Below are 24,683 nucleotides of genomic sequence, written 5' to 3' on the forward strand. Positions count from 1 at the left end.
TTTCCTTCAATGACAGGGGCTTTATTCAGCCGCCACAGGTGCCAGTGCCAGGAAATGCGCGCGATAGTGCGCCAGCTCGTCAATCGACTCCAGCACATCGGCCAGTGCCGTGTGGCGCTGCGCCTTCTTGAAGCGGCTGACCACCTCTGGCTTCCAGCGTCTGGCCAGTTCCTTGAGGGTGCTCACGTCCACATTGCGGTAGTGCAGATAGCTCTCCAGCTTGGGCATGTAGCGCGCCAGAAAGCGGCGATCCTGGCCAATGCTGTTGCCACACAGCGGCACCTTGCCCTTGGGGATGTACTTGCTCAGAAAAGCAATCAGCGCGGCTTCCGCCTGGGCCTCGGTCACTTCAGAGGCCTTGACGCGGTCAATCAGACCACTGCGGCCGTGCGTGCCCTTGTTCCATGCATCCATGCCATTGAGCAGCGCATCGCTCTGGTGAATGGCAAACACCGGCCCCTCCACGCGAATGTCGAGCTGGGCATTGGTCACAACCACCGCAATTTCAATGATGCGGTCATGTTCGGGGTTCAGCCCCGTCATTTCACAGTCCAGCCACACCAGGTTCAGGTCTGACTTGGGCAACACAGGGGTTTCAGGGGAAGAAGCAAGAGACATCCGCAAATTGTCGCCTACACTCGCGGCACATGCCGACAACAAATTCGCTTTCCCCCTCGATGTTATTGACTCTGGCCTTCGCGGCGGCCCTGGTGCTGCAGCTGCTGGTGCAGGTCTGGCTCAATGCCCGCCAGGTGCGCCATGTGGCACAGCACCGCCATGCTGTTCCGGCCGTTTTCGCTCCCTTTATTTCCCTGCAGTCCCATCAGAAAGCTGCAGACTACACCCTGGCCAAGGCACGGCTCGGCCTGGCCCACATGGCCTGGGGCACACTGATCTTGTTGGGCTGGACGCTGCTGGGCGGCCTCAACCTGCTCAACGAACTGCTGCTCCAGGCCATGGAACCCGGCATGCTCCAGCAACTGGTGCTGCTGAGCTGCTTTGCACTGATTTCCGGCCTGCTGGACCTGCCTTTCTCCTACTACCAGACCTTTGTGCTGGAAGCGCGCTTTGGCTTTAACAAGAGCACGCGCGGCATCTGGCTGGGCGACCTGCTCAAGTCCAGCCTGCTGGCCGCTGTGATCGGCCTGCCTATTGCATGGGTGATTCTGTGGTTCATGGCAGCCACTGGCAGCCTGTGGTGGCTGTGGGCCTGGTGCATCTGGACGGGCTTTCAGCTGCTGCTGATGTGGATTTTCCCCAGCTTCATCGCCCCGCTGTTCAACAAGTTCGAGCCCCTGGCCGATGAATCCCTTAAATCTCGCGTGACACAGCTGATGCAACGCTGCGGCTTTGCGGCCAAGGGCCTGTTCGTCATGGACGGCAGCCGCCGCTCGGCCCATGCCAATGCCTATTTCACAGGTTTTGGCAACTCCAAGCGCGTGGTGTTTTATGACACTTTGCTCAAGCAGCTCAATGCCGACGAGGTGGAGGCCGTGCTCGCCCACGAGCTGGGCCACTTCAAGCACAAGCACATCCTCAAGCGCATGCTGGGCATGTTTGCCTTGAGTCTGTCTGGCTTTGCCCTGCTGGGCTGGCTGTCGCAGCAGGTCTGGTTCTTTACGGGCCTGGGCGTTCTGCCCAGCCCTGCCATGGCCTTCGGCCTGCCTGCGCATGACCATGCACTGGCCCTGCTGCTGTTTGCACTGGCCATGCCCGTCTTTACTTTCTGGGCTGGGCCGCTGACCGCGCATTTTTCGCGCCGCGATGAATTTGAGGCCGATGCCTACGCCATGCAGCAAGCCCAAGGCAGTGCACTGGCCAGCGCCCTGCTCAAGCTCTATAAAGACAACGCCTCCACCCTCACCCCCGACCCTGTGTACGCGCGTTACTACTACTCCCACCCTCCTGCCGTGGAGCGCCTGGCACGCATGCCCGCCCCCACAGCCCCTGAATCCGTGAGCGCCGCATGAGCCGCAGACATAGCAAAGCCGCAGTCGCCTCGGCAGCCGCATCCACCGAAGGTCTGGTGGTGGGCAGCCATGGCCGCCACTGCATCGTAGAGACACCCGACGGCCAGCGCCGCATCTGCCACCCCCGTGGCAAGAAAAGCCAGGCCGTCGTTGGCGACCATGTGCTGTGGCAGCCGCCACCTCCGGGTCAGGGCGAAGAAGGCACGATCGAAAAAGTGCTCGAGCGCCGCAATCTCCTGTACCGCCAGGATGAAATCCGCACCAAGACCTTTGCTGCCAATATCGACCAGGTGCTGGTGCTGATTGCCGCCGAGCCCGTGTTCTCGGAAAGCCAGCTGGCCCGCGCGCTGATTGCCGCCGAAGATGCTGGCATCACCCCCATCATTGCGCTCAACAAGTACGATCTGGAAGAGCCTTTTGCCATGGCCTGGCAGCGACTGGAGGCTTACCGCGGCATCCTGAACGCGGATGGCAGCGCGCGCTACCCCATCATCCCGCTGAACCTGACCAGCGATGACCCTGAGCAAAAAGAAGCCCTCATGGATTTGCTGCAGGGCAAGCGCAGCTTTGTGCTCGGCCCCTCGGGCGTTGGCAAGAGCACGCTGATCAATCTGCTGGTGCCCGGCGCGCAGGCCGCAACCAACGAAATCTCGCGCGTGCTCAACACCGGCAAGCACACCACGACCACCACCAGCCTGTACTGGATGGATGAGGCACGCAGCACCGCCATCATTGACTCCCCCGGCTTTCAGGAATTTGGCCTGTACCACATTGCAGCCACCGACCTGCCCAAATGCATGCCTGACATTGGCGCACTGGCCGACCAGTGCAAGTTCTACAACTGCACCCACCTGCACGAACCCGGCTGCGCCGTCATGGCCGAGGTGGACAATGAAGGCAGCCCACACTACATCCACCCGAACCGCTACCGCATCTATGCCGAGCTGTTTGAGGAGCTGAACGCGGGCTTCAAATACTGAAGCCCAGCCACTGAAAAACAAAAAGCCTGCTGTACAAACAGCAGGCTTTTTTATGCATCAAATATGGCTCTAAGGCTTATGCAGAAAGCGCTGGCAGCTATTAAATTAGCCAAGCAGACGCGCCAAACTCAGCAGCGCCAGCAGCAGCATCCACACCACCACGCTGCGCCAGACCAAGCCCACCACGCTGCGCAGATGCCCCACTTCGGCTTCACGGCCTGGCGTCACCCCGGGCTCCTGCCTGCTATCCTCGTCGTCGTAGATCGGGGCTACGGTCAGGTCTTCGCGCATCTTCAGGCCTGCGCCCCCCAGGCGCACATTGATGGCACCGGCCGTGGCTGCCAGGATCACGCCATCGTTATCGTTGGGGAAGTACTTGGTGTGGAAACGCCAGCCGTCAATCGCATCCTCAAAACTGCCGACCACGGCAAAGCCCATGGCCGTCATGCGTGCAGGCATCCAGTCAATCACGGTCCAGGCCTGCTTGGCCGACTGCTGCAGGCGTTCACTCACCGGCGCTGCACCCGCAATGGATTTACGCGACCAGTAGCGCGACAGGTACTCCGCCATGCGGTACATCACCGCACCCGCAGGCCCCATGCCCAGCGCAGCCAGCAGGGCAAACCAGAACAGCACACCAAACACATGGCGGTGGGCACTGAGCACGGAATACTCAATCACATGGCGCACCACTTCGCTGCGCGGCACTTCAGAGGCATCCACCTGACGCCATTCAGCCAGCGCTTCACGAGCGGCCTGCTCATCCCCATGATCGAGCGCATCACGGATGCGCGTGAAGTTGTGGCTGAACTGGCGAAAGCCCAGCGTCACGTACAGCACCGCCACATTCCACAGCATGGCAACCGGCCAACCCACCCAGCGCATCAGCAGCCAGTACACCCCAACTGCCAGCAAGGCGGGAGGCACCACGGCCAGCCCCCAGGCTACCCATCCATGGTGTTCTCGTCCCGCATCAAAGTTGCGACGTACGGATACGGTCCACGCTCTGGCCCCCGCGTGAACGAGGTTATCGCGTGACAGAGGTCGGGCCTGCTCCAGCAGCAAGGCAAGCAAGATGGCGAAGAAGCTCATGGGACTATGATAGCGGCAAGCACTCACCGCGCTATGAGAGTTCTCTGATCTCAGGCAGTCATGAACCGGTAAAAATTGCGCAGCATGCCTGCGGTGGCACCCCAGATATAGCGCTCCTTCCCCCCATCGTCATAAGGCATGGAAAACCACTCCCGCTCCATGCCCTGCCACTGCAGGCGATGACGGCGATGGTTGGCCGGGTTCAGCAAAAAGCGCAGCGGCACCTCAAACACATCGGCCACCTCCTGCGGGTTGGGCCGCAAAGTGATGCGCGGGGAGATCAGCGCCACCACGGGCGTGACGATAAAAGCCGTACCCGTTTCATAGATCGGCAGGCTGCCCAGCACTTCCACGGCCGACGGCTCCAGCCCCACTTCCTCCTGCGCCTCGCGCAAGGCCGTCATGATGGGGTCGCGGTCTTCCGGATCCTGTTTGCCTCCGGGGAAAGCCACCTGCCCGGAATGCGTAGACAGCTGCTGCGTGCGCTGGGTGAGCAGCACCGTCAACTCTTCCCGCTGCACCACGGGCACCAGCACGGATGCAGGCACAGGCTGTCGCTGCGCAAAACGTGCTTCACGGCGCACCTCGGGCTGCCACTGCGGGGGCTGTGCAAAGCGCTGGCGCAAGGCTTGCGGCGTCATACCAGCCGCAGCAATCGCTGGCAGGTGCGCATCCGTGCCAACGACAGGCACCTGGCGTGGATCAAAGCTGGGAATACTGGCCGTCAGCGAGCTGAAGCGCTGGTTCGGAGAATCGTTGGAAGACAAGTGTCCCTCGGTACAGACATAAAAAAACCGCTACAGCGAACTGTAGCGGTTTTCTTCAGGAAAGACTGGCGCTGATTACTCAGCAGCAGCAACTGCAGCAGCCTTGCGCTGTGGCAGCTTTTCCTTGATACGTGCGGACTTACCGCTGCGCTCACGCAGGTAGTACAGCTTGGCACGACGCACGTCACCACGGCGCTTCACTTCGATCTTAGCGATCATAGGAGAGTAGGTCTGGAATGTACGTTCCACACCTTCGCCGGAGGAGATCTTGCGCACGATGAAAGCGCTGTTCAGACCACGGTTACGCTTAGCGATCACCACGCCTTCGTAGGCCTGGACACGCTTGCGGTTACCTTCCACCACATTCACGGACACGATGACGGTGTCACCAGGTGCGAAAGCGGGGATTTCCTTGTTCAGGCGAGCAATTTCTTCTTGCTCAAGAGTTTGGATCAGGTTCATGATTCATCCAAATCGATCTTGTCCGCGCCAGGATTGGCAAGCACCGGGATTGGTGCTATGGCTGCATTCAAACCGTTGCAGCGGCCGGATAGAGGATCGAAGATCCGGCAATTATAGCTGTTGTGCAATTTTTGCCAAAAACCCTTCGTCTTTGGCAGTGAGCAAGCCCTTGGCCCGTGCCTGCTCGATCAGCTCTGGCCGATGCAGGCTGGTGATCTTCAGACGCTGCTCACGGCGCCAGCGCTCGATATTGGCATGGTGGCCAGACAGCAGTTCTGGCGGCACTTCCTGCCCATTCCAGACTTCTGGACGTGTGTAGTGGGGGCAGTCCAGCAGGCCGTCGAGCGCGGGGTTGAAGCTGTCCTGCTGAAAGCTGCCTTCATCATTGAGCACGCCAGGCTGCAAACGCGCAATTGCATCCAGCATGACCATGGCCGCCAGCTCGCCACCCGAGAGCACAAAGTCACCCAGGCTGATCTGGTGCGTGACGTGCTTATCGATAAACCGCTGGTCGATGCCTTCGTAGCGACCACACAGCAAGATGGCGCCCTGGCTGTCGCTCCACTGCGCCACCACCTCATGCTTGAGCGTGGTGCCAATCGGAGAGAACAGCACGACGGGCACCGCTTCAGTCTCACCACTGTCAGCGCGCGCTGCACGGATGGCGTCCATGCAGTGCTGCAGCGGCTCGGCCATCATCACCATGCCAGGGCCGCCGCCAAAGGGACGGTCATCCACACGGCGGTAGTTGCCCTGGGCGTAATCACGCGGATTCCACAGATGCACGGCCACCTGCCCGGAGGCATAGGCACGACGCGTCACACCACTTTCCAGAAATGGGGCAAACAGCTCGGGGAACAGGGTGATGATGTCAAAGCGCATGTCAGATGGCCTCAGTAATCGGGCTGCCAGTCAGCCACAATGGTTTTCGCAGCCAGATCGACCTGGTCGATATACGCATCCACAAAGGGGATCATGCGCTCGCGCTCCTTGCCATCCTCTTCATAGCTGAGCACCAGCGTGGTCTGAGGGCCAGTCGCCAGCAAGTCCTTGACCGTACCCAGTGCCACACCTTCGCGGTTGCTGACCTTCAGGCCCAGCAAGTCCACCCAGTAGTACTCGCCGTCATCGGTTTTGGGGAAATGTTCGCGTGCAATGAACACACGGGCGCCGCGCAGCGCTTCCGCAGCATTACGGTCTGCTACGGCAGGCGAAGTCGCCACGATGGAGTCCGAATGAGGACGCGCCTGCTTCACAGGCAGCAGCACGGCACCTGCAAAATTCTTTGCCCCTTTTTCAGCGGGCAGCAAAAACCATTGCTTGGCGGTGAACAGGGCCTCAGGGTCAGCGCTGTAGGCAATGACCTTAAACCAGCCCTTCACACCCCAGGCATCCGCAATACGCCCTACCTCCACGGCATCGGCAGGCAGCGTGGTGGACTCAAGTTCAGGCATGTGGCTCATGGGTATCTATAAAAGGCAGAAGAAAAGAAAAAAACGGGTTCCGTCAGACAAGCCAACGGAACCCGTTTTCAATCAGCAGGACTGATTAAGCAGCAGCCTTGGCAGCAGCTTGCTTGATCAGGCGCTCCGCTGTGTCGGAAGCTTGAGCACCAACGCTCTTCCAGTAAGTCACGCGGTCCATAGCCAAACGCAGGCCTTCTTCAGCGCCACGGGCGTTAGGGTTGTAGAAACCCAAGCGCTCGATGAAAGCACCGTCACGACGCACGCGCTTGTCAGCAACAACGATATTGAAGAACGGACGAGCCTTGGAGCCGCCGCGGGAGAGTCGAATAACGACCATGATTTATCCTTCGGGTGGTCGCAGCAAATTTACTGCAAGTGTTTTTCACGGCGTTTGAGACACGCGACATGGCCACCCGGCCAGCGACACGCCGAAAACTAAAGATTATATAGGGTTCTGATTTTTATGCCTACCATCCGGGCAAGCCAGCCTTTAGATTTACCGGCTATTACGGCCATTTACCGACACCATGTACTGCACGGCACGGGCAGCTTTGAAACCGAACCTCCGTCGCTCCAAGAAATGTCGCAACGCCGCCAGGATGTGCTCGACAAGCAACTCCCCTGGCTGGTGGCCGAAGATGAGGACGGCAGCATCCTTGGCTACGCCTATGCCAACTGGTTCAAGCCACGTCCGGCGTTTCGCTTTTCTGCGGAAGACTCCATCTATGTGGCCGAGCATGCCCGTGGCCGGGGCATTGGCCGCCTGCTGCTCGAAGCCCTGTGCCGCGAGTGCGAAGCCGCTGGCGTGCGCAAACTGATTGCGGTGATTGGCGACAGCAGCAACGCGGGCTCCATTGGCGTGCACCGCGCAATGGGCTTTGAGCACGCAGGCACGCTGCGCAATGTGGGCTGGAAGTTGGAGCGCTGGCTGGATGTGGTGATGATGGAAAAAAGCCTGGGTGCGGGCTCCAGCACCGCGCCAGTCTGAGCTCTATTCAAAAAAGAGAGCATCTAGCGCTGAAATAAAAAGGACTTCAAGGCAAAAACACCTTAAAGTCCTTTATTTTCAAGCGCTAGCAGCTTCGTTTTTGCTAGCTTATCAAAGCGACTTAATACAGCTGCAGGCTGATCCAGTATGCAATCGCGGCCACAAAGGCACTGGCGGGGATGGTCAGAATCCAGGCCCACACAATATTGCCCGCTACACCCCAGCGCACGGCACTCATGCGCTGCGTAGAACCCACGCCCACGATAGCGCCGGTGATGGTGTGCGTAGTCGACACAGGCACGCCCAGCATGGTGGCCGTGAACAGCGTGATCGCGCCGCCCGTTTCAGCACAGAAACCACCCACAGGCTTGAGCTTGGTGATCTTCTGGCCCATGGTCTTGACGATACGCCAGCCACCGAACATGGTGCCCAGGCCAATTGCTGCATAGCAGCTCACAATCACCCACATGGGAGGAGATGTATCGCCCGAAGACATATAGCCCGTAGCCAGCAGCAGCAGCCAGACGATACCGATGGTCTTTTGCGCATCGTTACCACCGTGGCCCAGCGAGTACGCACCGGCAGACACCAGCTGCAGGCGACGGAACCACTTATCCACCTTGTTGGGGCGTGCACGGCGGCAAATCCAGGCCACGATCACCATCAGCAGCGAACCGAAGACAAAGCCCAGCAATGGCGAGATAAAGATAAAGGCAACGGTCTTGATCAGGCCAGCAGCAATCAAGGGCGTAGTGCCGGCCTTGGCAACCACCGCACCGACGATGCCACCGATGAGCGCGTGCGAAGAGCTCGATGGAATGCCGTAGTACCAGGTAATCAGGTTCCAGACAATGGCACCCGCCAGCGCACCGAACACCACATGGGTGTCCACGATGTCAGGGGTCACAATGCCCTTGCCCACCGTCGCAGCTACGCTCAGGTGAAAGACAAAAATTGCTACAAAGTTGAAAAAGGCGGCAAACACCACGGCCTGCGTGGGTTTGAGAACGCCCGTAGAGACAACGGTTGCAATGGAGTTCGCCGCATCATGAAACCCGTTCATGAAGTCGAAAATCAGCGCCATTGCCACCAGCAAAATGACCACCCACAGGGCAGCTTGTACGGTTTCCATGATCAGGAGTCTCTGTGCTGGTCAATCAGGAGTTTTCGAGGACGATGCCCTCGATGATGTTGGCAACGTCTTCGCACTTGTCGGAGATGGTTTCCATCAGTTCGTACACGGCCTTGAGCTTGATCAGTTCACGCACGTCTTCTTCTTCACGGAACAGCTTGCTCATGGCTGCGCGCAGCACGCGGTCAGCGTCCGACTCCAGACGGTCGATTTCTTCGCAGGTCTTGATGGCCGCTTCCACGTTGTCGGGATTTGCAATATTGCCCAGCAGCTTGACGGCATCGCTCAGGCGCTCGCAGCACTTGACGCTCAGATCGGTCAGGCGGTGGATTTCCTCATTCATGCTGCGGATGTCATACAGCGCCATGGCTTCGGCCGAGTCCTGGATCAGGTCAGCCACATCGTCCATGCCATTGATCAGGCTGTGGATGTGCTCACGGTCCAGTGGCGTGATGAAGGTCTGGTGCAGCGTCTTGGTGACTTCGTGTGTCACGCGGTCTGCGGCACGCTCTGCGTTATCCACATCGCTGATGTACTTTTCGCGCAAGTGCGGATCGTTGTAGTTAGCGACCAGCTGCGAAAACGCGCGAGCAGCTTCAACGATGCGATCCGCATGTTGGTTGAACATTTCAAAAAAGTTGCCTTCGCGCGGCAAGAGTTTGCCAAACAGCATGGACATTCCCCAAAGATGATGTGCAGGTAAAAGTTAAGCAGTCCCGCCACCATGAAGCGTAGGCTGCTGAAATATTTGGTTGTACGGCAAGCGCGCAGAAAAAAGTGCCTCGCCGACCAGTGACTGCAAAGCGCCACGACATGACGCCGATTGCAGGTGCATGGAACTTCAGAAATTCTCCATGACAACCGCATGAAGATTGGATGAATTTTTTATGACATTTCTGTGACAACACCCAAACCCGAACAGGGCTATGTAAGTGCCAGCTTCATTTGAATCGCTGATGAATTATGCACACAGACATATTTCCATGCAGCGATCATCAGGATGCAAAAAACGTTGCTGCACCGCAACAAATTTAAACATTGAGCCCTGGCCAGTCATAAAAACAGGCACGGATGCTGCACATCCATGCTTTAGCGCGGCGGTTTGCGCTGCTGCGGCGACTGTGCATTGAGCTGCTGCAGACGGGCCAGCTTGTCAGCAATCTTGATCTCCAGCCCGCGTGGCACGGGCTGGTAAAAATGCGGGTTGTCCATGCCCTCGGGGAAGTAATCCTCACCCGCCGCAAAGGCCTCGGGTTCGTCATGCGCATAGCGGTAGCCCTTGCCCCAGTCCATGTCTTGCATCATCTTGGTCGGTGCATTGCGCAGGTGCATGGGAATGGGGCGTGTGCCTTCGGTCTTGACCAGCGCCTTCATCTGGTTGTAGGCCTTGTAGCCTGCATTGCTCTTGGGCGCCACTGCCAGATAGATCACCGCCTGGGCCAGCGCCAGCTCCCCTTCGGGGCTGCCCAGGCGCTCGTAGGTGGCGGCTGCATCATTGGCAATCTGCATGGCGCGCGGGTCTGCCAGGCCAATGTCTTCCCAGGCCATGCGCACAATACGCCGTGCCATGTAGCGCGGATCTGCCCCACCGTCGAGCATGCGGCACAGCCAATACAGCGCAGCGTCGGGGTCGGAGCCGCGCACCGACTTGTGCAGCGCGCTGATGCTGTCGTAGAACTGCTCCCCTCCCTTGTCATAGCGGCGCATGCGCTCGCCCAGCACCTGCAGCAGCCAGGCATCGGTAATGCTTGCCACCCCGGCCTGCTCGGCCGTGATGGACAGCGTCTCCAGCGTGTTGAGCAGGCGGCGAGCATCGCCGTCCGCATAGGCAATCAGGCGCTCCAGCGCTTCATCTTCAATAGCTGGAACCGCTTTCAGCGCCTGCGCCTTGGTCACAATCTGCTTCAAATCCTCCGGCGTCAGACTTTGCAGCACATAGACCGCGGCGCGCGACAGCAGCGCAGAGTTCACCTCGAACGACGGGTTTTCCGTGGTCGCTCCAATAAAGGTGAACAAGCCGCTTTCCACATGCGGCAAAAAGGCATCCTGCTGGCTTTTGTTGAAGCGGTGCACTTCATCCACAAACACAATGGTGGACTGGGGCATCAGGCCGCTGCGTGCAGCTTCGGCCTTTTCTACGGCTTCGCGGATGTCCTTGACGCCGCCGAGCACGGCACTGATGGTCAGAAACTGCGCATCAAAGGCATCAGCCATGAGGCGCGCAATCGTGGTCTTGCCCACGCCCGGCGGGCCCCAGAGGATGCAGCTGTGGGGGCGACCCGACTCAAAAGCCAGCCGCAGCGGCATGCCTTCACCCAGCACATGCTGCTGGCCAACCACCTCGCTCAGATGGCGAGGGCGCAGACGCTCGGGAAGGGGTTGGTACAAGCCATCGGCTTTGATATCACGCAAATCAGCCTCGTTCTTACCGGGTATTACAAAAGCCGCCATATAACAGATGTTTATATGGTGCAGAATCAGTGTTTCATCGGATCTTTGCATGTTTTGCGCGATGGCCACCACCACCGCCCAACAACACTGCTTGTTCGTTCCGCGAAGCCACAAGCTTAAACGGCACGAATCTTCCCTGCTCCGCTTGCAGTCGCTGCGACCCTCGACTGCAACGCATCTGAGAGCCAGCGCTGGCTGCCATCTGCATGCAGCTGCTGACGCTGCGCTCACAAAGTCCGTGAATCATCGCTTGTTCTAACACCAGACTGCAGCACCACGGTGCCACGGTTGCTGAGGTATTTCGGTTTTTCGTATGAAAACACTCAAGACGCGGGACATCATTGCCCTCGGATTCATGACATTTGCGCTGTTTCTCGGCGCTGGCAACATCATTTTTCCTCCCAGCGTAGGCCTGGCCGCAGGTGAGTTCCAGTGGTCGGCAGCGCTTGGCTTTTTGCTGACAGCCGTGGGCCTGCCGCTGCTGGGCGTCATTGCGCTGGCACGTGTGGGCGGCGGTCTGGATACCCTGACCCACCCTATCGGCAAGCTGGCTGGCACCCTGATGGGCCTGGCCATCTACCTGACGATTGGCCCCTTCTTTGCCACACCGCGTACGGCCACCGTGTCGTTTGAGGTGGGCATGGCGCCCTTCACGGGCAACACCCCGGAAGCCCTGCTGATCTTCACCATTGGCTACTTCTTGCTGGTGATGGTGCTGGCACTGTTCCCCGGCAAGCTGATGGACAACATCGGCAAGATCATCACCCCTGCGCTGATTGCTGTGCTGGCCATTCTGGGCATTGCCGCCTTCGTGGCGCCTGCGGGTGACATCGCCGCCCCTGCAGCCGCCTATGACGCCGCAGGCAAGGCACTGGCACAGGGCTTTCTGATGGGCTATCAGACCATGGATGCGCTGGCATCACTGGTGTTTGGCATCCTGATTGTGGCTTCCATCAAGGCCGCAGGCGTCACGGACACCCGTCTGCACACCCGCTACACCATCTATGCCGGCATCATTGCTGCGCTGGGTCTGGGTCTGGTCTATGTCTCGCTGATCTATCTGGGTGCCATGAGCGGCACCACCGTGCCTGCGGATGCCAGCGGCGTGCAGATTCTGACCCTCTATGTAGAGCGCACTTTTGGTACCAGCGGCATTGTGCTGCTGGCGGCCGTGATTTTGCTGGCCTGCCTGACCACAGGCGTGGGCCTGGTCAGCGCCTGCTCGGCCTACTTCAGCCAGCTGCTGGGCGTGAAGTACCGCACCGTGGTGGTGGTGATGTCGGTGTTCTGCGCCGCCGTGGCCAACCAGGGCCTGGCCCAGCTGATTGCCGTGGCCGTACCCGTGCTGGTGCTGATCTACCCCGTAGCCATTGCCCTGATTGCACTGGGCCTGCTGTCCAAGCTGTGGCGCCATAAGGCACGCGTATTCATTCCCGCGATGAGCACTGCGCTGGTCTTTGGCCTGATTGACGGCGCCAAGGCCGCTGGCCTGAACGTGCCCGAGGTGTTTGCCTCGCTGCCTGGCAGCGAAGTAGGCCTGGGCTGGCTGGTGCCCGTGCTGGTGGTCATGGTGGTGGCAGGCGTGCTGGATCGCGTTCGCGCCATTCCTGCCAAGGCTTAAGCGCCTCACAAAGCCTGCTGCTTCAGCAAAAAAGCCCTGCGGACATGCCCTCCGCAGGGCTTTTTTTCATAGCCACTATCAAAAGAAAAGCTGCCAGCACTTATAAATCAATGACTTCAGATATAAAAGTATCTGAAACCCTCTAATTTCAAGCGCTAGCAGCTATTGCTTTGAAAGCATGCATCGGCATCTGATTTACTGCTGCACGATGTCTGCACCTGCAGGCACTTCAAATCGGAAATTCACCGCGGGCAGGGAAGGCAGCACCTGCATCTGCTCAAAGCGGATCACAGAGCGCTGACCAAAGCTGTCCAGAATGTCCATGGCAGCCAGCGTAGAACCCTGAAAGCCTACGCGCACGCTCTTGAGCTGGCTGTCTGCCTCACGCGGCTCGGCCTCCACCCATTCCAGGCCATCCGCTGCAGGCAATGCCTTCAGATGAAAAGTCTTTTGCAGCGCCCCCACGTCATTGGCCGAAGCCAGCACCGCCGCAGGCGTGCTGCCCAGCGCATCAGCCTGTCTGCGCTGGGTGACCTGGTTCAGGTCTACGTCATACAGCCAGACGTTGTTGCCGTCCGCCACAATGGTCTGCTCAAAAGGCTTGGCGTAGACAAACTTGAACTGGCCCGGACGCTGAAATTCAAAACTGCCGCTGCTGACCTTGCTGCGCGCCGTCTCGCCTTCCCTTGCAGGGGCTGTCACCGTCTGCGTGAACTGCGCCTGCCCAGCCTTGGCCGTGCGCATGAATTGCTCCAGGCTCTGCAGCCCATCCGCCCAGGCCGCCAATGGCAGCAGACCCAGCAGCACCCATGCGCCTATGCTTTGTTTCTTCATGACAACTGTCTTTCTCTTTATTCCGGCCGTGCTGGCATCAGCACTTCGCGCTGGCCGCTGGCCGTCAGTGCGCTGACCAGCCCTGCTTTTTCCATCTGCTCCAGCAGATTGGCCGAACGGTTGTAGCCAATACGCAGCTTGCGCTGCACGTAGGAAATACTGGCCTTGCGGTCTTTCAGCACAATTTCCACGGCCTGGTCATACATGGGGTCACGCTCTCCGCCGACTTCGCCGTCGCCGTCCACGCCGCCCTCTTCAGAGGTGGCGGCCTCCAGCACGCCGTCGATGTAATCAGGCTCGCCCTGCTCTTTCAGATAACTTACCACGCGGTGCACTTCATCGTCCGACACAAACGCGCCGTGCACGCGGATGGGCAGACCTGTGCCGCTGGCCATGTAGAGCATGTCCCCCATGCCCAGCAGGCTCTCGGCACCCATCTGGTCCAGCACGGTGCGGCTGTCAATCTTGGACGAAACCTGAAAAGCAATACGTGTCGGAATGTTGGCCTTGATCAGGCCGGTAATCACGTCCACGCTGGGGCGCTGCGTGGCCAGAATCAGGTGGATACCCGCTGCACGCGCCTTCTGGGCCAGACGGGCAATCAGCTCTTCAATCTTCTTGCCGACCACCATCATCAGGTCTGCCAGCTCATCGATCACGATGACGATGTGCGGCAGGCGGTCCAGCGGCTCGGGCTGCTCTGGCGTCAGGCTGAAGGGGTTGCCAATGCTCTCGCCCTTGGCCTTGGCTTCGCTGATCTTGGTGTTGTAGCCCGCCAGATTGCGCACGCCCAGCTTGGACATGAGCTTGTAACGGCGCTCCATCTCAGCCACGCACCAGTTCAGGCCGTTGGCAGCCTGTTTCATATCGGTCACCACAGGCGCCAGCAGGTGCGGGATGCCTTCGTAGACCGACATTTCCAGCATCTTGGGGTCGATCATGAGCAGGCGCACTTCCTTGGGGTCTGCCTTGTACAGCAGCGACAAAATCATGGCATTGATACCCACGGACTTGCCGGAGCCGGTCGTGCCCGCCACCAGCACGTGGGGCATCTTGGCCAGGTCAGCCACCACGGGTTTGCCTTCGATGTCCTTGCCCAGGCCAATGGTCAGCAGGCTCTTGGCCTCGTGGTAGACCTGCGAGCCCAGCACTTCCGACAGGCGAATCGACTGGCGCTTGGCATTGGGCAATTCCAGCGCCATGTAGTTCTTGCCGGGAATGGTCTCGATCACGCGGATAGACACCAGCGACAGCGAGCGCGCCAGATCCTTGGCCAGATTCACAATCTGCGAACCCTTCACGCCCGTGGCCGGTTCAATCTCGTAGCGCGTGACCACAGGGCCGGGCGTGGCCTGCACCACGCGCACTTCCACGCCAAAGTCCTTGAGCTTTTTCTCAATCAGGCGGCTGGTCATCTCCAGCGTCTCAGGAGCGACGGTTTCCTGCTTGACCGGAGCGGCATCGAGCAGATCAATCTGCGGCAGGTGACCGTCCTGCATCTGCGTGTCCTGAAACAGCGGCTTCTGGCGCTCCTTGAGCACGCGCTCACTGGGCACTGCAGGCGCTGCCGTGGGGGTGATGATGAGCACAGGCTCATGCTGGTGCACGTCATCCAGCTCCTGGCGCACTTCTTCCACCACTTTTTCACGCTCACGCGCGGCCTTGCGGCCTTCGGCCGTGTCCTTGATCTTTTCGCGCTTTTGCTGGTTCAGGCGCACCGCCGCTTCAATGGCCGCGCCCAGCTTTTCTGCCACGCTGCCCCAGGAAAAGCGGAACACCAGAGCCAGGGCCAGCACCATCAGCACAATGCCAATCAGGCCCGAGCCCGTAAAGCCCAGCCAGCGCACCGCCCCCAAGCCCAGCGCATAACCAAGCACGCCACCGGCATGGCCGGGCAGCAGGTCTTCAAAACGGTACAGGCGCGACCACTCCAGCATGCAGCTCACGGCCAGCAGCAAGCCCACACCGGCCCACCACTTCATGCGCTCACGCACAGAGGTGATTTCCATGCTCTGCCCGCGCACCCAGCGCAAGGCAGAACTGCCCAGCGTATAGCCCGCAATCAGCAGCAGCCACCACACGGACATGCCAAAACCAAAATAGCAGGCATCCGCCAGCAGCGCGCCCGAGCGGCCCAGCCAGTTATGGACGATGCCGCCATCACCGCTGCCCGAGGTAGACCATGCCGGATCGGTGCCGGAATAGCTCAACATGGCCAGCAGCCAGAACAGCAATCCCAGAGCACCTGCGATCAGGCAGATCTCATGACCAAACCGCGCCAAGCCATATCTGGGCGCAGATGGTGAAGAATTGGCATTCAATGCATTCGAGGAATAAGTCATACGCAGGCGGAAGCTTACCTTAGGCGCGCAGCCCACTACACAAACGGTTGCAACGCCAGTGCAAGCACTTGCAACATACAGGGCACTGTCTGACAGACGTGGCGCTATACAAGCCTGTCCGTACACTGCTTGCCCTGGCTCAACAGGCTGGCAGTTCCTTGTCGCAAGCAGCCTGTGTTTACAGGCATGCGCCGCAGGGACTCCGCCAGCTTTCTACAATGCCAGCGTATCCCATGCAAGCCATGACTGTGGCATGCATCTGGGCTGGCCCGTGTGTTCAACCGTGTTGCGCCAAGTGCGCAGCACCTTCTTCGAAAAGCAACATGTCCACCAACCAACACGCCAAAGTTCTGATCCTGGGCTCCGGCCCTGCCGGTTACACCGCTGCCATCTACGCTGCGCGTGCCAACCTCAACCCCATGCTGGTCACGGGCATGGCGCAAGGCGGTCAGCTCATGACCACCACCGAAGTGGACAACTGGCCTGCCGACGTCAACGGCGTGCAAGGCCCTGAGCTGATGCAGCGCTTCATGGAGCACGCCGAGCGCTTCAAGGCCCAGCTGGTGTTTGACCACATCCACAGCGTGGATCTGTCCAAGCGCCCCTTCACCCTGCAGGGCGACAGCGGCACCTACACCTGTGACAGCCTGATCATTGCCACCGGCGCATCGGCCAAGTACCTGGGCCTGCCCTCCGAAGAAGCCTTCATGGGCCGTGGCGTTTCCGGCTGCGCGACCTGCGACGGTTTCTTCTACCGCGACCAGCCCGTGTGCGTGGTCGGCGGCGGCAACACAGCCGTGGAAGAGGCGCTGTACCTGTCCAATATTGCCTCCAAGGTCACTGTCATCCACCGCCGCGACAAGTTCACGGCCGAGCCCATCCTGGTCGACAAGATGATGGACAAGGTCAAGGAAGGCAAGATTGAGCTCAAGACCCACTTCACACTGGATGAAGTGCTGGGCGACCAGTCGGGCGTGACCGGCGTGCGCATCAAGCACACGCAGGATGGCCACACCGAAGACATCACGCTGCAAGGCTGCTTCATCGCCATCGGCCACTCGCCCAACACCGAGATCTTCAAGGGTCAGCTGGAGATGGAAAACGGCTACATCGTCACCCAGGGCGGTCACAAGGGCTTTGCCACACAGACCAGCGTGCCCGGCGTGTTTGCTGCGGGTGACGTGCAGGACAGCGTCTACCGCCAGGCCATCACCAGCGCAGGCACAGGCTGCATGGCAGCACTGGATGCCCAGCGCTTCCTGGAACAGGAATAAACGGCCGCGCACAGGTAATACCCTGCAGCCTTAGGCCCATTTAGACAAAGCCCGTATAATCGCGGGCTTTGCTGCATTTGGCCTTGGCGCACCAGCGTCTGGCACACGGTGCTACAAATCGGGTTACCGCCACCCATTAATTGGCGAGGTGAGGTTGTCGACACATTGCTTTGCGCAACGCAGAGCCCCGGAGTCGGCGGCCGTTTCAAATATCGGAGTGTCCAAATGGCACGCGTATGTGAAGTTACGGGCAAGAAGCCCATGGTGGGCAACAACGTTTCCCACGCCAACAACAAGACCAAGCGTCGTTTCCTGCCTAACCTGCAGTACCGTCGTTTCTGGGTTGAAAGCGAAAACCGCTGGGTGCGTCTGCGCGTTTCTAGCGCTGCTCTGCGCCTGATCGACAAGAACGGCATCGACTCCGTGCTCGCAGACATGCGCGCCCGTGGCCAGGCTTAATTTCCACTGAAGGAGAATCAACATGGCTTCCAAAGGCGGACGCGAAAAGATCAAGCTGGCTTCGACTGCTGGCACAGGTCACTTCTACACCACGACCAAGAACAAGAAGACGATGCCTGAAAAGATGTCGATCATCAAGTTCGACCCCAAGGCTCGCAAGCACGTCGAGTACAAGGAAACCAAACTGAAGTAATTCAGTCTTTGCTTTTACAAAAAAACCGCCTTCGCATCTGCGCTGGCGGTTTTTTGTTGCCTGCGTGCCCGGCAGTGGCTTGTACGCTGCCTACAATCAGTGCTGTGACCAGCTGCTTCAGCTGGTCACATACGTTCTCAGGGCGGGGTGCAATTCCCCACCGGCGGTAAGCAGCCCTGACTGCAAGCCCGCGAGCGCCTGGATGGCTCCAGCCATGCAGGGTCAGCAGATCTGGTGTAACTCCAGAGCCGACGGTCAAAGTCCGGATGAAAGAGCAACGTGAAGATAGTTCTCTCCCAGCCGAGAGGCCTGTGTGCGCATGCACGCTGGTCTTTCTGCTATGTCTGCCTTCGCGCGCCCTGATTCATTTGTTGTTCTCTCTTGTGCAGACACAGACCATGAATCAGACCATGACCCACACCATTGCTTCCAACGCAGCCTTGCAACAGGCCCGCATCGCCATCATCAGCGCCAACTGGCACAGCGATGTCGTGCACCAGGCCCGCGATGCCTGCGCACGCCAGCTGCAGACGCTCGGCGTAGCGCCCGCCCGCATCCATCAGATTGAAGTCCCCGGTGCCTTTGAAATTCCGCTGATGGCCAAGAAGCTGGCCGAATCTGGCAAGTTTGACGCAGTGATTGGCTGCGCCGTGATTGTGAACGGTGGCATCTACCACCATGAGTTTGTCTCAACCGCCGTGGTTGATGGTCTGATGCGCGTACAGCTAGGCACCGGCGTGCCTGTCTTCTCGGTAGCACTGACGCCCTACAACTTCCAGCCTTCGGAAGACCTGCAAGGCTTCTTCCGCCAGCATTTCATCAAAAAGGGGATGGAAGCTGCCGATGCCTGCGCGCAGACACTGGCAGCACATGCGAATGTTGACGCCCTGCTCAGCGAAACAGTACAGGCCTGAATCACACCCCAGACTCGCTGCGGCCCCGATGGCATCACAGCAGCTCCAGCACTTTCTCCGGTGGACGGCACAGTGCCGCCCCCTTGGGGGTGACGACGATGGGGCGGTTGAGCAGCACCGGGTGCTGGGCCACAGCCATGATCAGCTGCTCATCCGTCACCGCTGGGTTGTCCAGCCCCAGTTCCTTGAACACAGCTTCCTTGCTGCGCAGCAACTCACGCACGGGAACACCAATGTGAGCCACCAGCTCCGACAGCTCAGGCGCCGTCAACGGCGTGGCGATGTAATCCACGATATTTGGCTCAATGCCCTTGTCACGCAGAATTTGCAGGGCGCCGCGCGAATTGCTGCAGCGGTTGTTGTGAAAAATGGTGATGTCGCTCATAGGATGCCTAGTCTATGCGCTGCGCGCGGCTTTGAAGCCGCCAATACCCAGCAGCAGCCAGGCCAGCATCAGACAGCTGCCACCCCAGGGCACCAAAGGACGAAAAGCCTCAACCCCAGTCAGTGTGCGCAGATAGATCAAGCCACTGAACAAGAGCACACCCAGCACAAACAGCCCGCCAGACGCACAGATCCAGCGATTGCCGCGCCCTGTAAGCGCCAGCATGCCCACACCCAGCAAGGCCAGCGCATGGAACATCTGCTGCTGTACAGCCATCTGCAGCGAAGCGCGTGTGGCCTCTCGCACCGTAGCATCTGCAATAAAGCCCAAACCATGCGAAGCATAGGCGGCCATGGCCACGCCCGTCACACCCAACAAGGCTGCCGCAGGAATCCAGAATTTGTACATAAAAGCTTTCAATCTGTCATGACCGCAACTTGCTGCGGCTTCGAAACAGGGCTTGCCTGGGCTACAGCCACCAGCGATGGCTGGCGCAGCGCCTCGACACGGTCACGCAGATCCTGGGCCCATACCCGGCGATCCCGGCCATTGGCTTTTTCTGGTGTGCCATAGCGGACCACTGCTACTAGGTGCTCGGTCTGAATGGTGCGCCACAGGCTGCGCAGCATGGGCTCGTCTTCATAGGCCTCGCAGGGCACAAAGGAGCGCTCACCCGTGCGTGCATCCACAAAGGTCATGGCTACGGGCTGCACGGCTGCATCGGCATCAATGGCAGCCTGCAGCATATTGCCGTGAAACGGCAGCAGTTCACGACCATTGCCTGTCGTGCCTTCGGGGAAGACGGTGAGGATGTCACCGTTGCGCAGCGCCTGCGTCATGCTCTGCACCGTGCGCTGCGTGTCACGGCGCGAGCTGCGCTGCACAAACAGCGTGCCCGCCGCACGTGCCAGATGGCCGACGATGGGCCAGTTGGCAATCTCTGCCTTGGAGATAAAACGGCAGTGGCGTGCCGCATGCAAAGTGGGAATATCCAGCCAGGACTGGTGGTTGGCCACCAGCAGCACAGGACCCTGTGCCACAGGCTGTCCCTCGATGTGCAGCGCAATACCTGCCCTGCTTAAAAACTCTCGTGCCCAGTTTTCCACCATGCGCTGCTGTTGCTGCGCATCCAGATGGTCAAGTCCCTGGCGTGCGGTGCGCACACCCTTGAGTGCATGCCACAGCATGCGCGAAAAACGTCCAACTGCACGCAGAGTTCCTGCCATCAAGCTCTCCCACTTTGTGTTTGCGGTTACACCCTCTTGTTCATCCTCAGCACACGGCTGCGCACTCGCACGCAACGGCTCTGCAGCCACCAGCAAGCCAAAGCCTGCCGGTGATGCGATCAAGGCTTAGTTGCGCTCAAACGCGATATGGCCATTGACCATGGTCAGCTGCACGCGTGCAGGCACTTCATAGCCTGTAAACGGTGTGCTCTTGCCCTGGCTGACCAGGGCCTGTGGCGTGACAGTCCATGCCTGCTGCGGATTAACCACGCACAGGTCGGCCACGCCGCCTTCTACCAGCTGACCCAGGCTGGCCTGCAAGGTTCCCAGCGCGCTGCCCAGCAGACGTGCAGGAGCAGCGGTCACCACTTCCAGCGCACGCAGCAGCGGCACATTCTGGTCTTGCGACCACTTGACAGCCAACGACAGCAGCAGCTCCACGCCAGTGGCACCAGCTTCTGCCTCTGCAAAAGGCAGCACCTTGGCGTCATCATCGACCGGGCAGTGGTCAGACACCAGCGCATCAATCGTGCCATCGGCCAGGGCGGCAGACAGCGCCTCGCGGTCGCGCTGCTGGCGCAGCACGGGAATCAGGCGTGCGCTGCTGTCAAAGTAGCCGATGTCATTTTCCGTCAGATGCAGGCTGTTGATGGACACGTCTGCCGTCACATTCATGCCCTCAGCCTTGGCCTTGCGCACCAGCTCCACGCCAGCGGCGCTGGAAATACGGCACAGGTGCACGCGGGTCTGCGAGCCACGGATCAACTCAAAAATCGTGTGCAGGGCAATGGTCTCGGCCGCCACAGGCACGCCGGACAAGCCCATGCGTGTGGCCAGCGCACCGCTGGCAGCCACGCCCTTGCCCAGGTCCTTATCCTGGGGACGCAGCCACACGGCATAGCCAAAGGTGTTGGCGTAGCTCAGCGCACGGCTGAGCGTGGTGATGCTGGACAGGGGCGTATCCGCCTGACCAAAGGCCACGCAGCCTGAATCAGACAGCTCTGCCATTTCCGTCAGCACTTCACCCTGGAGGCCCTTGGTCAGCGCCCCCATGGGGAAGACGCGCGACTGGTGCAGCTTTTCAGCACGCAGCTTGAGCATTTCCACCAGTCCCTGCTCGTCCAGCACGGGGTCGGTATCAGGCAGGCACACAAGGCTGGTCACACCACCAGCCACGCTGGCCGCCATTTCGGACGTCAGCATGTCTTCGTGCTCATGACCGGGTTCACGCAGGCGCACCGCCAGGTCCACCAGACCGGGCAGTACCCACTGGCCAGAAGCATCAATCACACGGTCTGCTTCAAAGCCTGCAGGCAGCTGACCAATGGCCAGCACACGGCCAGAAGCCACGGCCACATCACATACCTGGTCAAAACCACGGGCCGGATCAATCACGCGGCCGTTTTGAATCAAGATTTTCATGGTTACATACCAAATTGGCCTCTAGCGCTTATCCAGCAAGCGCTAGTAGCTATCAAAACAATTATGCTTCGTTGCCTGCGACGATAGACATGACCGCCATACGCACGGCAATACCAAACGTCACCTGCGACAGAATCACGGCCTGCGGGCCATCGACCACGGCGGAGTCAATCTCCACGCCGCGGTTGATGGGGCCAGGGTGCATGACGATGGCATCGGGCTTGGCCAGTGCCAGGCGCTTTTCGGTCAGGCCAAAGCTCTTGAAGTATTCCTGGCTCGAAGGCAGCAGCGCGCCGCTCATGCGCTCGTTCTGCAAACGCAGCATGATGATGACGTCGCAGTCCTTGATACCTTCTTCCAGGTTGTGGAAGACGCGCACGCCCATGCTGCTCATGTCGGAGGGCACCAGGGTACGAGGCCCCACCACGCGCACTTCAGCAGCGCCCAGCGTGGTCAGCGCATGGATGTCAGAGCGCGCCACGCGCGAGTGCAGCACATCGCCCACGATGGCCACGCGCAGGTTGGAGAAGTCCTTCTTGTAGTGACGGATGGTGTACATGTCCAGCAGACCCTGTGTGGGGTGTGCGTGACGGCCGTCACCGGCATTGACCACGTGCACATGGGGTGCCACGTGCTGGGCAATCAGGTAAGGCGCACCGGACTCGCTGTGGCGCACGACAAAAATATCGGCCGCCATGGCCGAGAGGTTGTCGATGGTGTCCAGCAGGGTCTCGCCCTTGGCGGTCGAGGAGCGGGCAATGTCCAGATTGAACACGTCAGCCGACAGGCGCTTGGCCGCGATCTCAAACGTGGTGCGCGTGCGTGTACTGTTTTCAAAGAACAGATTGAACACGCTCTTGCCACGCAGCAGCGGCACTTTCTTGACTTCACGGTCATTGACGCTGACGAAGTTCTCAGCGGTGTCCAGAATTTGGGTCAGGATGTCTTTGGACAATCCCTCCGTGGAGAGCAGGTGGATCAGCTCGCCGTTCTTGTTCAGTTGGGGGTTGTTGCGCTTGTACAGCACGTTCATGCCTCTTTGACTTCAAATTGGAAGGTGCCGTCTTCTGTGCGTGCCAGCGCCAGCGACTGGCTGGCGGGCAGCGCCACGCGTGCGGCGGCAAATTCGGCGGCCACTGGCAGCTCACGGCCACCACGGTCCACCAGCACGGCCAGGCGCACGCTTGCTGGGCGGCCATAGTCGTACAGCTCGTTCAAAATGGCACGCACGGTGCGGCCGGTGTAGAGCACATCGTCCAGCACCAGAATGTCAGCGCCGTTCACATCAAAGTCCAGCTGTGTCTGCACGCTCTGCGCCATGCCACGCTGGGCAAAGTCATCGCGGTGCAGGGCCGAGGACAGCACGCCGGGCTTGCCGGGCAGGCCCAGGTCCTTGTGCAGTCGTTCTGCCAGCCAGGCACCACCCGAGGCCACGCCTGCCAACTGGGTGTTCGGTCCCATCAGACTGCGCACGCCGCGCAGCAGCTCACGGTACAGGGCTTCGGCGTCCAGCACCAAAGAACCAGCGGAAAGACTCATGCAATGCTCCTCAAAAATTGCTCCAGGATGATGCATGCCGACGCAGCATCGGCATCTTTGGCACCACCGGCCAGGGCTTCGGTAGTACTGTAGCGCTCATCCACTTCATAAACAGGCAGGTTAAAGCGCCCGCGCAGCTGGCGGCCAAACTTCAGCGCCTTGGCCGTGTTCTCGTGCGGTGCGCCATCCGGGTGGTAAGGCACACCAATGACCAGCGCCTGTGGCTGCCACTCCTTGATCAGTTTCTCAATGGCTACAAAGCGTGCATCTGCGCCTTCGGCCTTGATGGTGGGCAGCGGACTGGCTGCGCCAAACACACGGTTGCCCGAAGCGCAGCCCGTGCGCTTGGTGCCGAAGTCAAAGGCCAGTAACTGCTGCACATGCGCAGGAATGACCACGGCCTTGTCAGCAGCATTGCCGGGCCGTGGAAGGGAAGTATCGGGGGTCATGCGCGACCTGCTTCGGGAGAGAGCATCCAGGGCTGCAGGCCCAGCAGGCTCAAGGCTTTGTTGTAGCGCTCTTCGGCGGGGGTGTCGAAGATCACCTGGGGGTCGGCGTGCACCGTCAGCCAGGCGTTTTCACCCAGCTCGGACTCCAGCTGTCCTTCACCCCAGGAGGCATAGCCCAGCGTGACCAGCACGCGGCGTGGGCCCGCGCCATTGGCAATGGCTTCCAGCACGTCCTTGGAGGTGGTCATCTCCAGCCCTCCAGGCACGGTCAGCGTAGAGGCATAGGCAGACTGGTTGGCTTCCGCGCCTTCGATGATGATGGGGTCGTGCAGTACAAAGCCGCGATCGGTCTGCACAGGGCCACCACGGAAGACCATGTCTTCCTGCAGGTCCTCTCGCCCCATGGGCAGATCGATCTTGCGCAGCAAGGATTGCAGACTCAGCGTGGAAGGCTTGTTGATGATCAGACCAAGCGCACCGCGCTCGTTGTGTTCACACAAATACACCACGCTGCGGGAAAAGGACTCATCCTCCAGATTGGGCATGGCAATCAGGAAGTGGTGCGTCAAATTGATAGGCGCAGATTCAGCGGGCATAACCGCGTATTTTAGCGATGATCCATGCGCCATTTGGCAGTGCCACACAAGCCCCTGCAGTCCTGAAAGCAAGAAAAAAGAGAGCTGCCAGCGCTTGAAATTACTTGATTTCAGAATACTT

At 59.8% G+C, this 24,683-nt stretch carries 28 protein-coding genes and 1 riboswitch; of the genes, 8 read left to right on the top strand and 20 right to left on the bottom strand.

Going from position 1 to position 24,683, the window contains the following annotated elements:
- Positions 1-21: 21 nt before the first annotated feature.
- Positions 22-618, bottom strand: coding sequence for an oligoribonuclease (orn, locus tag B5M06_RS02540; RefSeq protein WP_054067523.1), 597 nt, complete (start codon positions 616-618; stop codon positions 22-24).
- Between the two features lie 59 nt (positions 619-677).
- Between orn and B5M06_RS02545 the strand changes: the two genes are divergently transcribed.
- The gene (locus tag B5M06_RS02545) at positions 678-1,970 is read left to right on the top strand and encodes a M48 family metallopeptidase (RefSeq protein WP_080025149.1); all 1,293 of its coding nucleotides are present in this window, start codon (positions 678-680) and stop codon (positions 1,968-1,970) included.
- The gene (gene rsgA / locus B5M06_RS02550) at positions 1,967-2,950 is read left to right on the top strand and encodes a ribosome small subunit-dependent GTPase A (protein WP_054067525.1); all 984 of its coding nucleotides are present in this window, start codon (positions 1,967-1,969) and stop codon (positions 2,948-2,950) included. The genes B5M06_RS02545 and rsgA overlap by 4 nt, the downstream gene beginning before the upstream one ends.
- A 105-nt stretch (positions 2,951-3,055) precedes the next feature.
- Here rsgA and B5M06_RS02555 read toward each other — a convergent pair whose 3' ends face one another.
- The 6 genes from B5M06_RS02555 to rpsP all read right to left on the bottom strand — a co-directional run bounded on the left by B5M06_RS02555 (position 3,056) and on the right by rpsP (position 7,074).
- The gene (locus B5M06_RS02555; RefSeq protein WP_054067526.1) at positions 3,056-4,042 is read right to left on the bottom strand and encodes a CobD/CbiB family protein; all 987 of its coding nucleotides are present in this window, start codon (positions 4,040-4,042) and stop codon (positions 3,056-3,058) included.
- 50 nt (positions 4,043-4,092) lie between these two features.
- Positions 4,093-4,809, bottom strand: coding sequence for a CoA pyrophosphatase (locus B5M06_RS02560; RefSeq protein WP_054067527.1), 717 nt, complete (start codon positions 4,807-4,809; stop codon positions 4,093-4,095).
- A gap of 75 nt (positions 4,810-4,884) precedes the next feature.
- Positions 4,885-5,271, bottom strand: a complete 387-nt coding sequence (gene rplS / locus B5M06_RS02565) for a 50S ribosomal protein L19 (protein WP_054067528.1) — start codon at positions 5,269-5,271, stop codon at positions 4,885-4,887.
- Between the two features lie 111 nt (positions 5,272-5,382).
- Positions 5,383-6,153 (bottom strand): tRNA (guanosine(37)-N1)-methyltransferase TrmD, encoded by a 771-nt coding sequence (trmD, locus tag B5M06_RS02570; protein ID WP_054067529.1) that lies wholly within the window; start codon positions 6,151-6,153, stop codon positions 5,383-5,385.
- A gap of 11 nt (positions 6,154-6,164) precedes the next feature.
- Positions 6,165-6,734 carry a ribosome maturation factor RimM gene (rimM, locus tag B5M06_RS02575; protein WP_054067530.1) on the bottom strand — a complete coding sequence of 190 codons (570 nt, stop codon included), beginning with the start codon at positions 6,732-6,734 and terminating at the stop codon, positions 6,165-6,167.
- Positions 6,735-6,819: 85 nt separating this feature from the next.
- Positions 6,820-7,074 (bottom strand): 30S ribosomal protein S16, encoded by a 255-nt coding sequence (gene rpsP / locus B5M06_RS02580; RefSeq protein WP_054067531.1) that lies wholly within the window; start codon positions 7,072-7,074, stop codon positions 6,820-6,822.
- A 126-nt stretch (positions 7,075-7,200) separates the two neighbouring features.
- On the opposite strand from rpsP, the gene B5M06_RS02585 reads away from it, so the two are divergent.
- Positions 7,201-7,725, top strand: coding sequence for a GNAT family N-acetyltransferase (locus B5M06_RS02585; protein ID WP_054067532.1), 525 nt, complete (start codon positions 7,201-7,203; stop codon positions 7,723-7,725).
- Positions 7,726-7,846: 121 nt separating this feature from the next.
- Here B5M06_RS02585 and B5M06_RS02590 read toward each other — a convergent pair whose 3' ends face one another.
- The 3 genes from B5M06_RS02590 to B5M06_RS02600 all read right to left on the bottom strand — a co-directional run bounded on the left by B5M06_RS02590 (position 7,847) and on the right by B5M06_RS02600 (position 11,269).
- On the bottom strand, positions 7,847-8,857 hold the full coding sequence (locus B5M06_RS02590) for an inorganic phosphate transporter (protein ID WP_054067533.1): 1,011 nt from the start codon (positions 8,855-8,857) through the stop codon (positions 7,847-7,849).
- Between the two features lie 25 nt (positions 8,858-8,882).
- Positions 8,883-9,530 (bottom strand): DUF47 domain-containing protein, encoded by a 648-nt coding sequence (locus tag B5M06_RS02595; protein ID WP_054067563.1) that lies wholly within the window; start codon positions 9,528-9,530, stop codon positions 8,883-8,885.
- A gap of 416 nt (positions 9,531-9,946) precedes the next feature.
- Positions 9,947-11,269 carry a replication-associated recombination protein A gene (locus B5M06_RS02600; protein WP_240183982.1) on the bottom strand — a complete coding sequence of 441 codons (1,323 nt, stop codon included), beginning with the start codon at positions 11,267-11,269 and terminating at the stop codon, positions 9,947-9,949.
- Between the two features lie 352 nt (positions 11,270-11,621).
- Between B5M06_RS02600 and brnQ the strand changes: the two genes are divergently transcribed.
- Positions 11,622-12,929 carry a branched-chain amino acid transport system II carrier protein gene (gene brnQ, locus B5M06_RS02605; RefSeq protein WP_054067534.1) on the top strand — a complete coding sequence of 436 codons (1,308 nt, stop codon included), beginning with the start codon at positions 11,622-11,624 and terminating at the stop codon, positions 12,927-12,929.
- 195 nt (positions 12,930-13,124) lie between these two features.
- Here brnQ and lolA read toward each other — a convergent pair whose 3' ends face one another.
- Together lolA and B5M06_RS02615 are read right to left on the bottom strand one after the other, a co-directional pair.
- Positions 13,125-13,763: an outer membrane lipoprotein periplasmic chaperone LolA gene (gene lolA / locus B5M06_RS02610; RefSeq protein ID WP_054067535.1), complete on the bottom strand. Its 639-nt coding sequence runs from the start codon at positions 13,761-13,763 to the stop codon at positions 13,125-13,127.
- A gap of 17 nt (positions 13,764-13,780) precedes the next feature.
- Positions 13,781-16,105: a DNA translocase FtsK gene (locus B5M06_RS02615; protein ID WP_054067536.1), complete on the bottom strand. Its 2,325-nt coding sequence runs from the start codon at positions 16,103-16,105 to the stop codon at positions 13,781-13,783.
- Positions 16,106-16,428: 323 nt separating this feature from the next.
- Between B5M06_RS02615 and trxB the strand changes: the two genes are divergently transcribed.
- The 4 genes from trxB to B5M06_RS02635 all read left to right on the top strand — a co-directional run bounded on the left by trxB (position 16,429) and on the right by B5M06_RS02635 (position 18,945).
- Positions 16,429-17,379 (top strand): thioredoxin-disulfide reductase, encoded by a 951-nt coding sequence (trxB, locus tag B5M06_RS02620; RefSeq protein ID WP_054067537.1) that lies wholly within the window; start codon positions 16,429-16,431, stop codon positions 17,377-17,379.
- Between the two features lie 225 nt (positions 17,380-17,604).
- On the top strand, positions 17,605-17,838 hold the full coding sequence (rpmB, locus tag B5M06_RS02625; protein WP_003058229.1) for a 50S ribosomal protein L28: 234 nt from the start codon (positions 17,605-17,607) through the stop codon (positions 17,836-17,838).
- A 22-nt stretch (positions 17,839-17,860) separates the two neighbouring features.
- On the top strand, positions 17,861-18,031 hold the full coding sequence (rpmG, locus tag B5M06_RS02630; RefSeq protein ID WP_054067538.1) for a 50S ribosomal protein L33: 171 nt from the start codon (positions 17,861-17,863) through the stop codon (positions 18,029-18,031).
- 129 nt (positions 18,032-18,160) lie between these two features.
- Positions 18,161-18,314, top strand: a riboswitch (FMN riboswitch).
- Positions 18,315-18,429: 115 nt separating this feature from the next.
- Positions 18,430-18,945 carry a 6,7-dimethyl-8-ribityllumazine synthase gene (locus tag B5M06_RS02635; RefSeq protein ID WP_054067565.1) on the top strand — a complete coding sequence of 172 codons (516 nt, stop codon included), beginning with the start codon at positions 18,430-18,432 and terminating at the stop codon, positions 18,943-18,945.
- A gap of 34 nt (positions 18,946-18,979) precedes the next feature.
- Here the strand turns inward: B5M06_RS02635 and arsC are convergent, their stop codons facing one another.
- From arsC to B5M06_RS02675, 8 genes are all read right to left on the bottom strand, one after another.
- The gene (gene arsC / locus B5M06_RS02640) at positions 18,980-19,330 is read right to left on the bottom strand and encodes an arsenate reductase (glutaredoxin) (RefSeq protein ID WP_054067539.1); all 351 of its coding nucleotides are present in this window, start codon (positions 19,328-19,330) and stop codon (positions 18,980-18,982) included.
- 12 nt (positions 19,331-19,342) lie between these two features.
- Entirely contained in the window at positions 19,343-19,738 is a 396-nt protein-coding gene (locus B5M06_RS02645; protein WP_054067540.1) for a DUF423 domain-containing protein, read from the bottom strand.
- Positions 19,739-19,746: 8 nt separating this feature from the next.
- Positions 19,747-20,556 (bottom strand): lysophospholipid acyltransferase family protein, encoded by an 810-nt coding sequence (locus B5M06_RS02650; protein ID WP_077345212.1) that lies wholly within the window; start codon positions 20,554-20,556, stop codon positions 19,747-19,749.
- 126 nt (positions 20,557-20,682) lie between these two features.
- Positions 20,683-21,978 (bottom strand): dihydroorotase, encoded by a 1,296-nt coding sequence (locus B5M06_RS02655; protein ID WP_054067541.1) that lies wholly within the window; start codon positions 21,976-21,978, stop codon positions 20,683-20,685.
- 61 nt (positions 21,979-22,039) lie between these two features.
- Positions 22,040-23,005 carry an aspartate carbamoyltransferase catalytic subunit gene (locus tag B5M06_RS02660; RefSeq protein WP_054067566.1) on the bottom strand — a complete coding sequence of 322 codons (966 nt, stop codon included), beginning with the start codon at positions 23,003-23,005 and terminating at the stop codon, positions 22,040-22,042.
- 2 nt (positions 23,006-23,007) lie between these two features.
- Entirely contained in the window at positions 23,008-23,517 is a 510-nt protein-coding gene (gene pyrR / locus B5M06_RS02665) for a bifunctional pyr operon transcriptional regulator/uracil phosphoribosyltransferase PyrR (protein ID WP_054067542.1), read from the bottom strand.
- Positions 23,514-23,966, bottom strand: a complete 453-nt coding sequence (gene ruvX, locus B5M06_RS02670; RefSeq protein WP_054067543.1) for a Holliday junction resolvase RuvX — start codon at positions 23,964-23,966, stop codon at positions 23,514-23,516. Before ruvX ends, pyrR begins: the two co-directional genes overlap by 4 nt.
- Entirely contained in the window at positions 23,963-24,562 is a 600-nt protein-coding gene (locus tag B5M06_RS02675; RefSeq protein ID WP_054067544.1) for a YqgE/AlgH family protein, read from the bottom strand. Before B5M06_RS02675 ends, ruvX begins: the two co-directional genes overlap by 4 nt.
- Between the last annotated feature and the right edge of the window lie 121 nt (positions 24,563-24,683).

It is taken from the genome of Comamonas kerstersii (assembly GCF_002056725.1).
Classification (GTDB): domain Bacteria; phylum Pseudomonadota; class Gammaproteobacteria; order Burkholderiales; family Burkholderiaceae_C; genus Comamonas; species Comamonas kerstersii.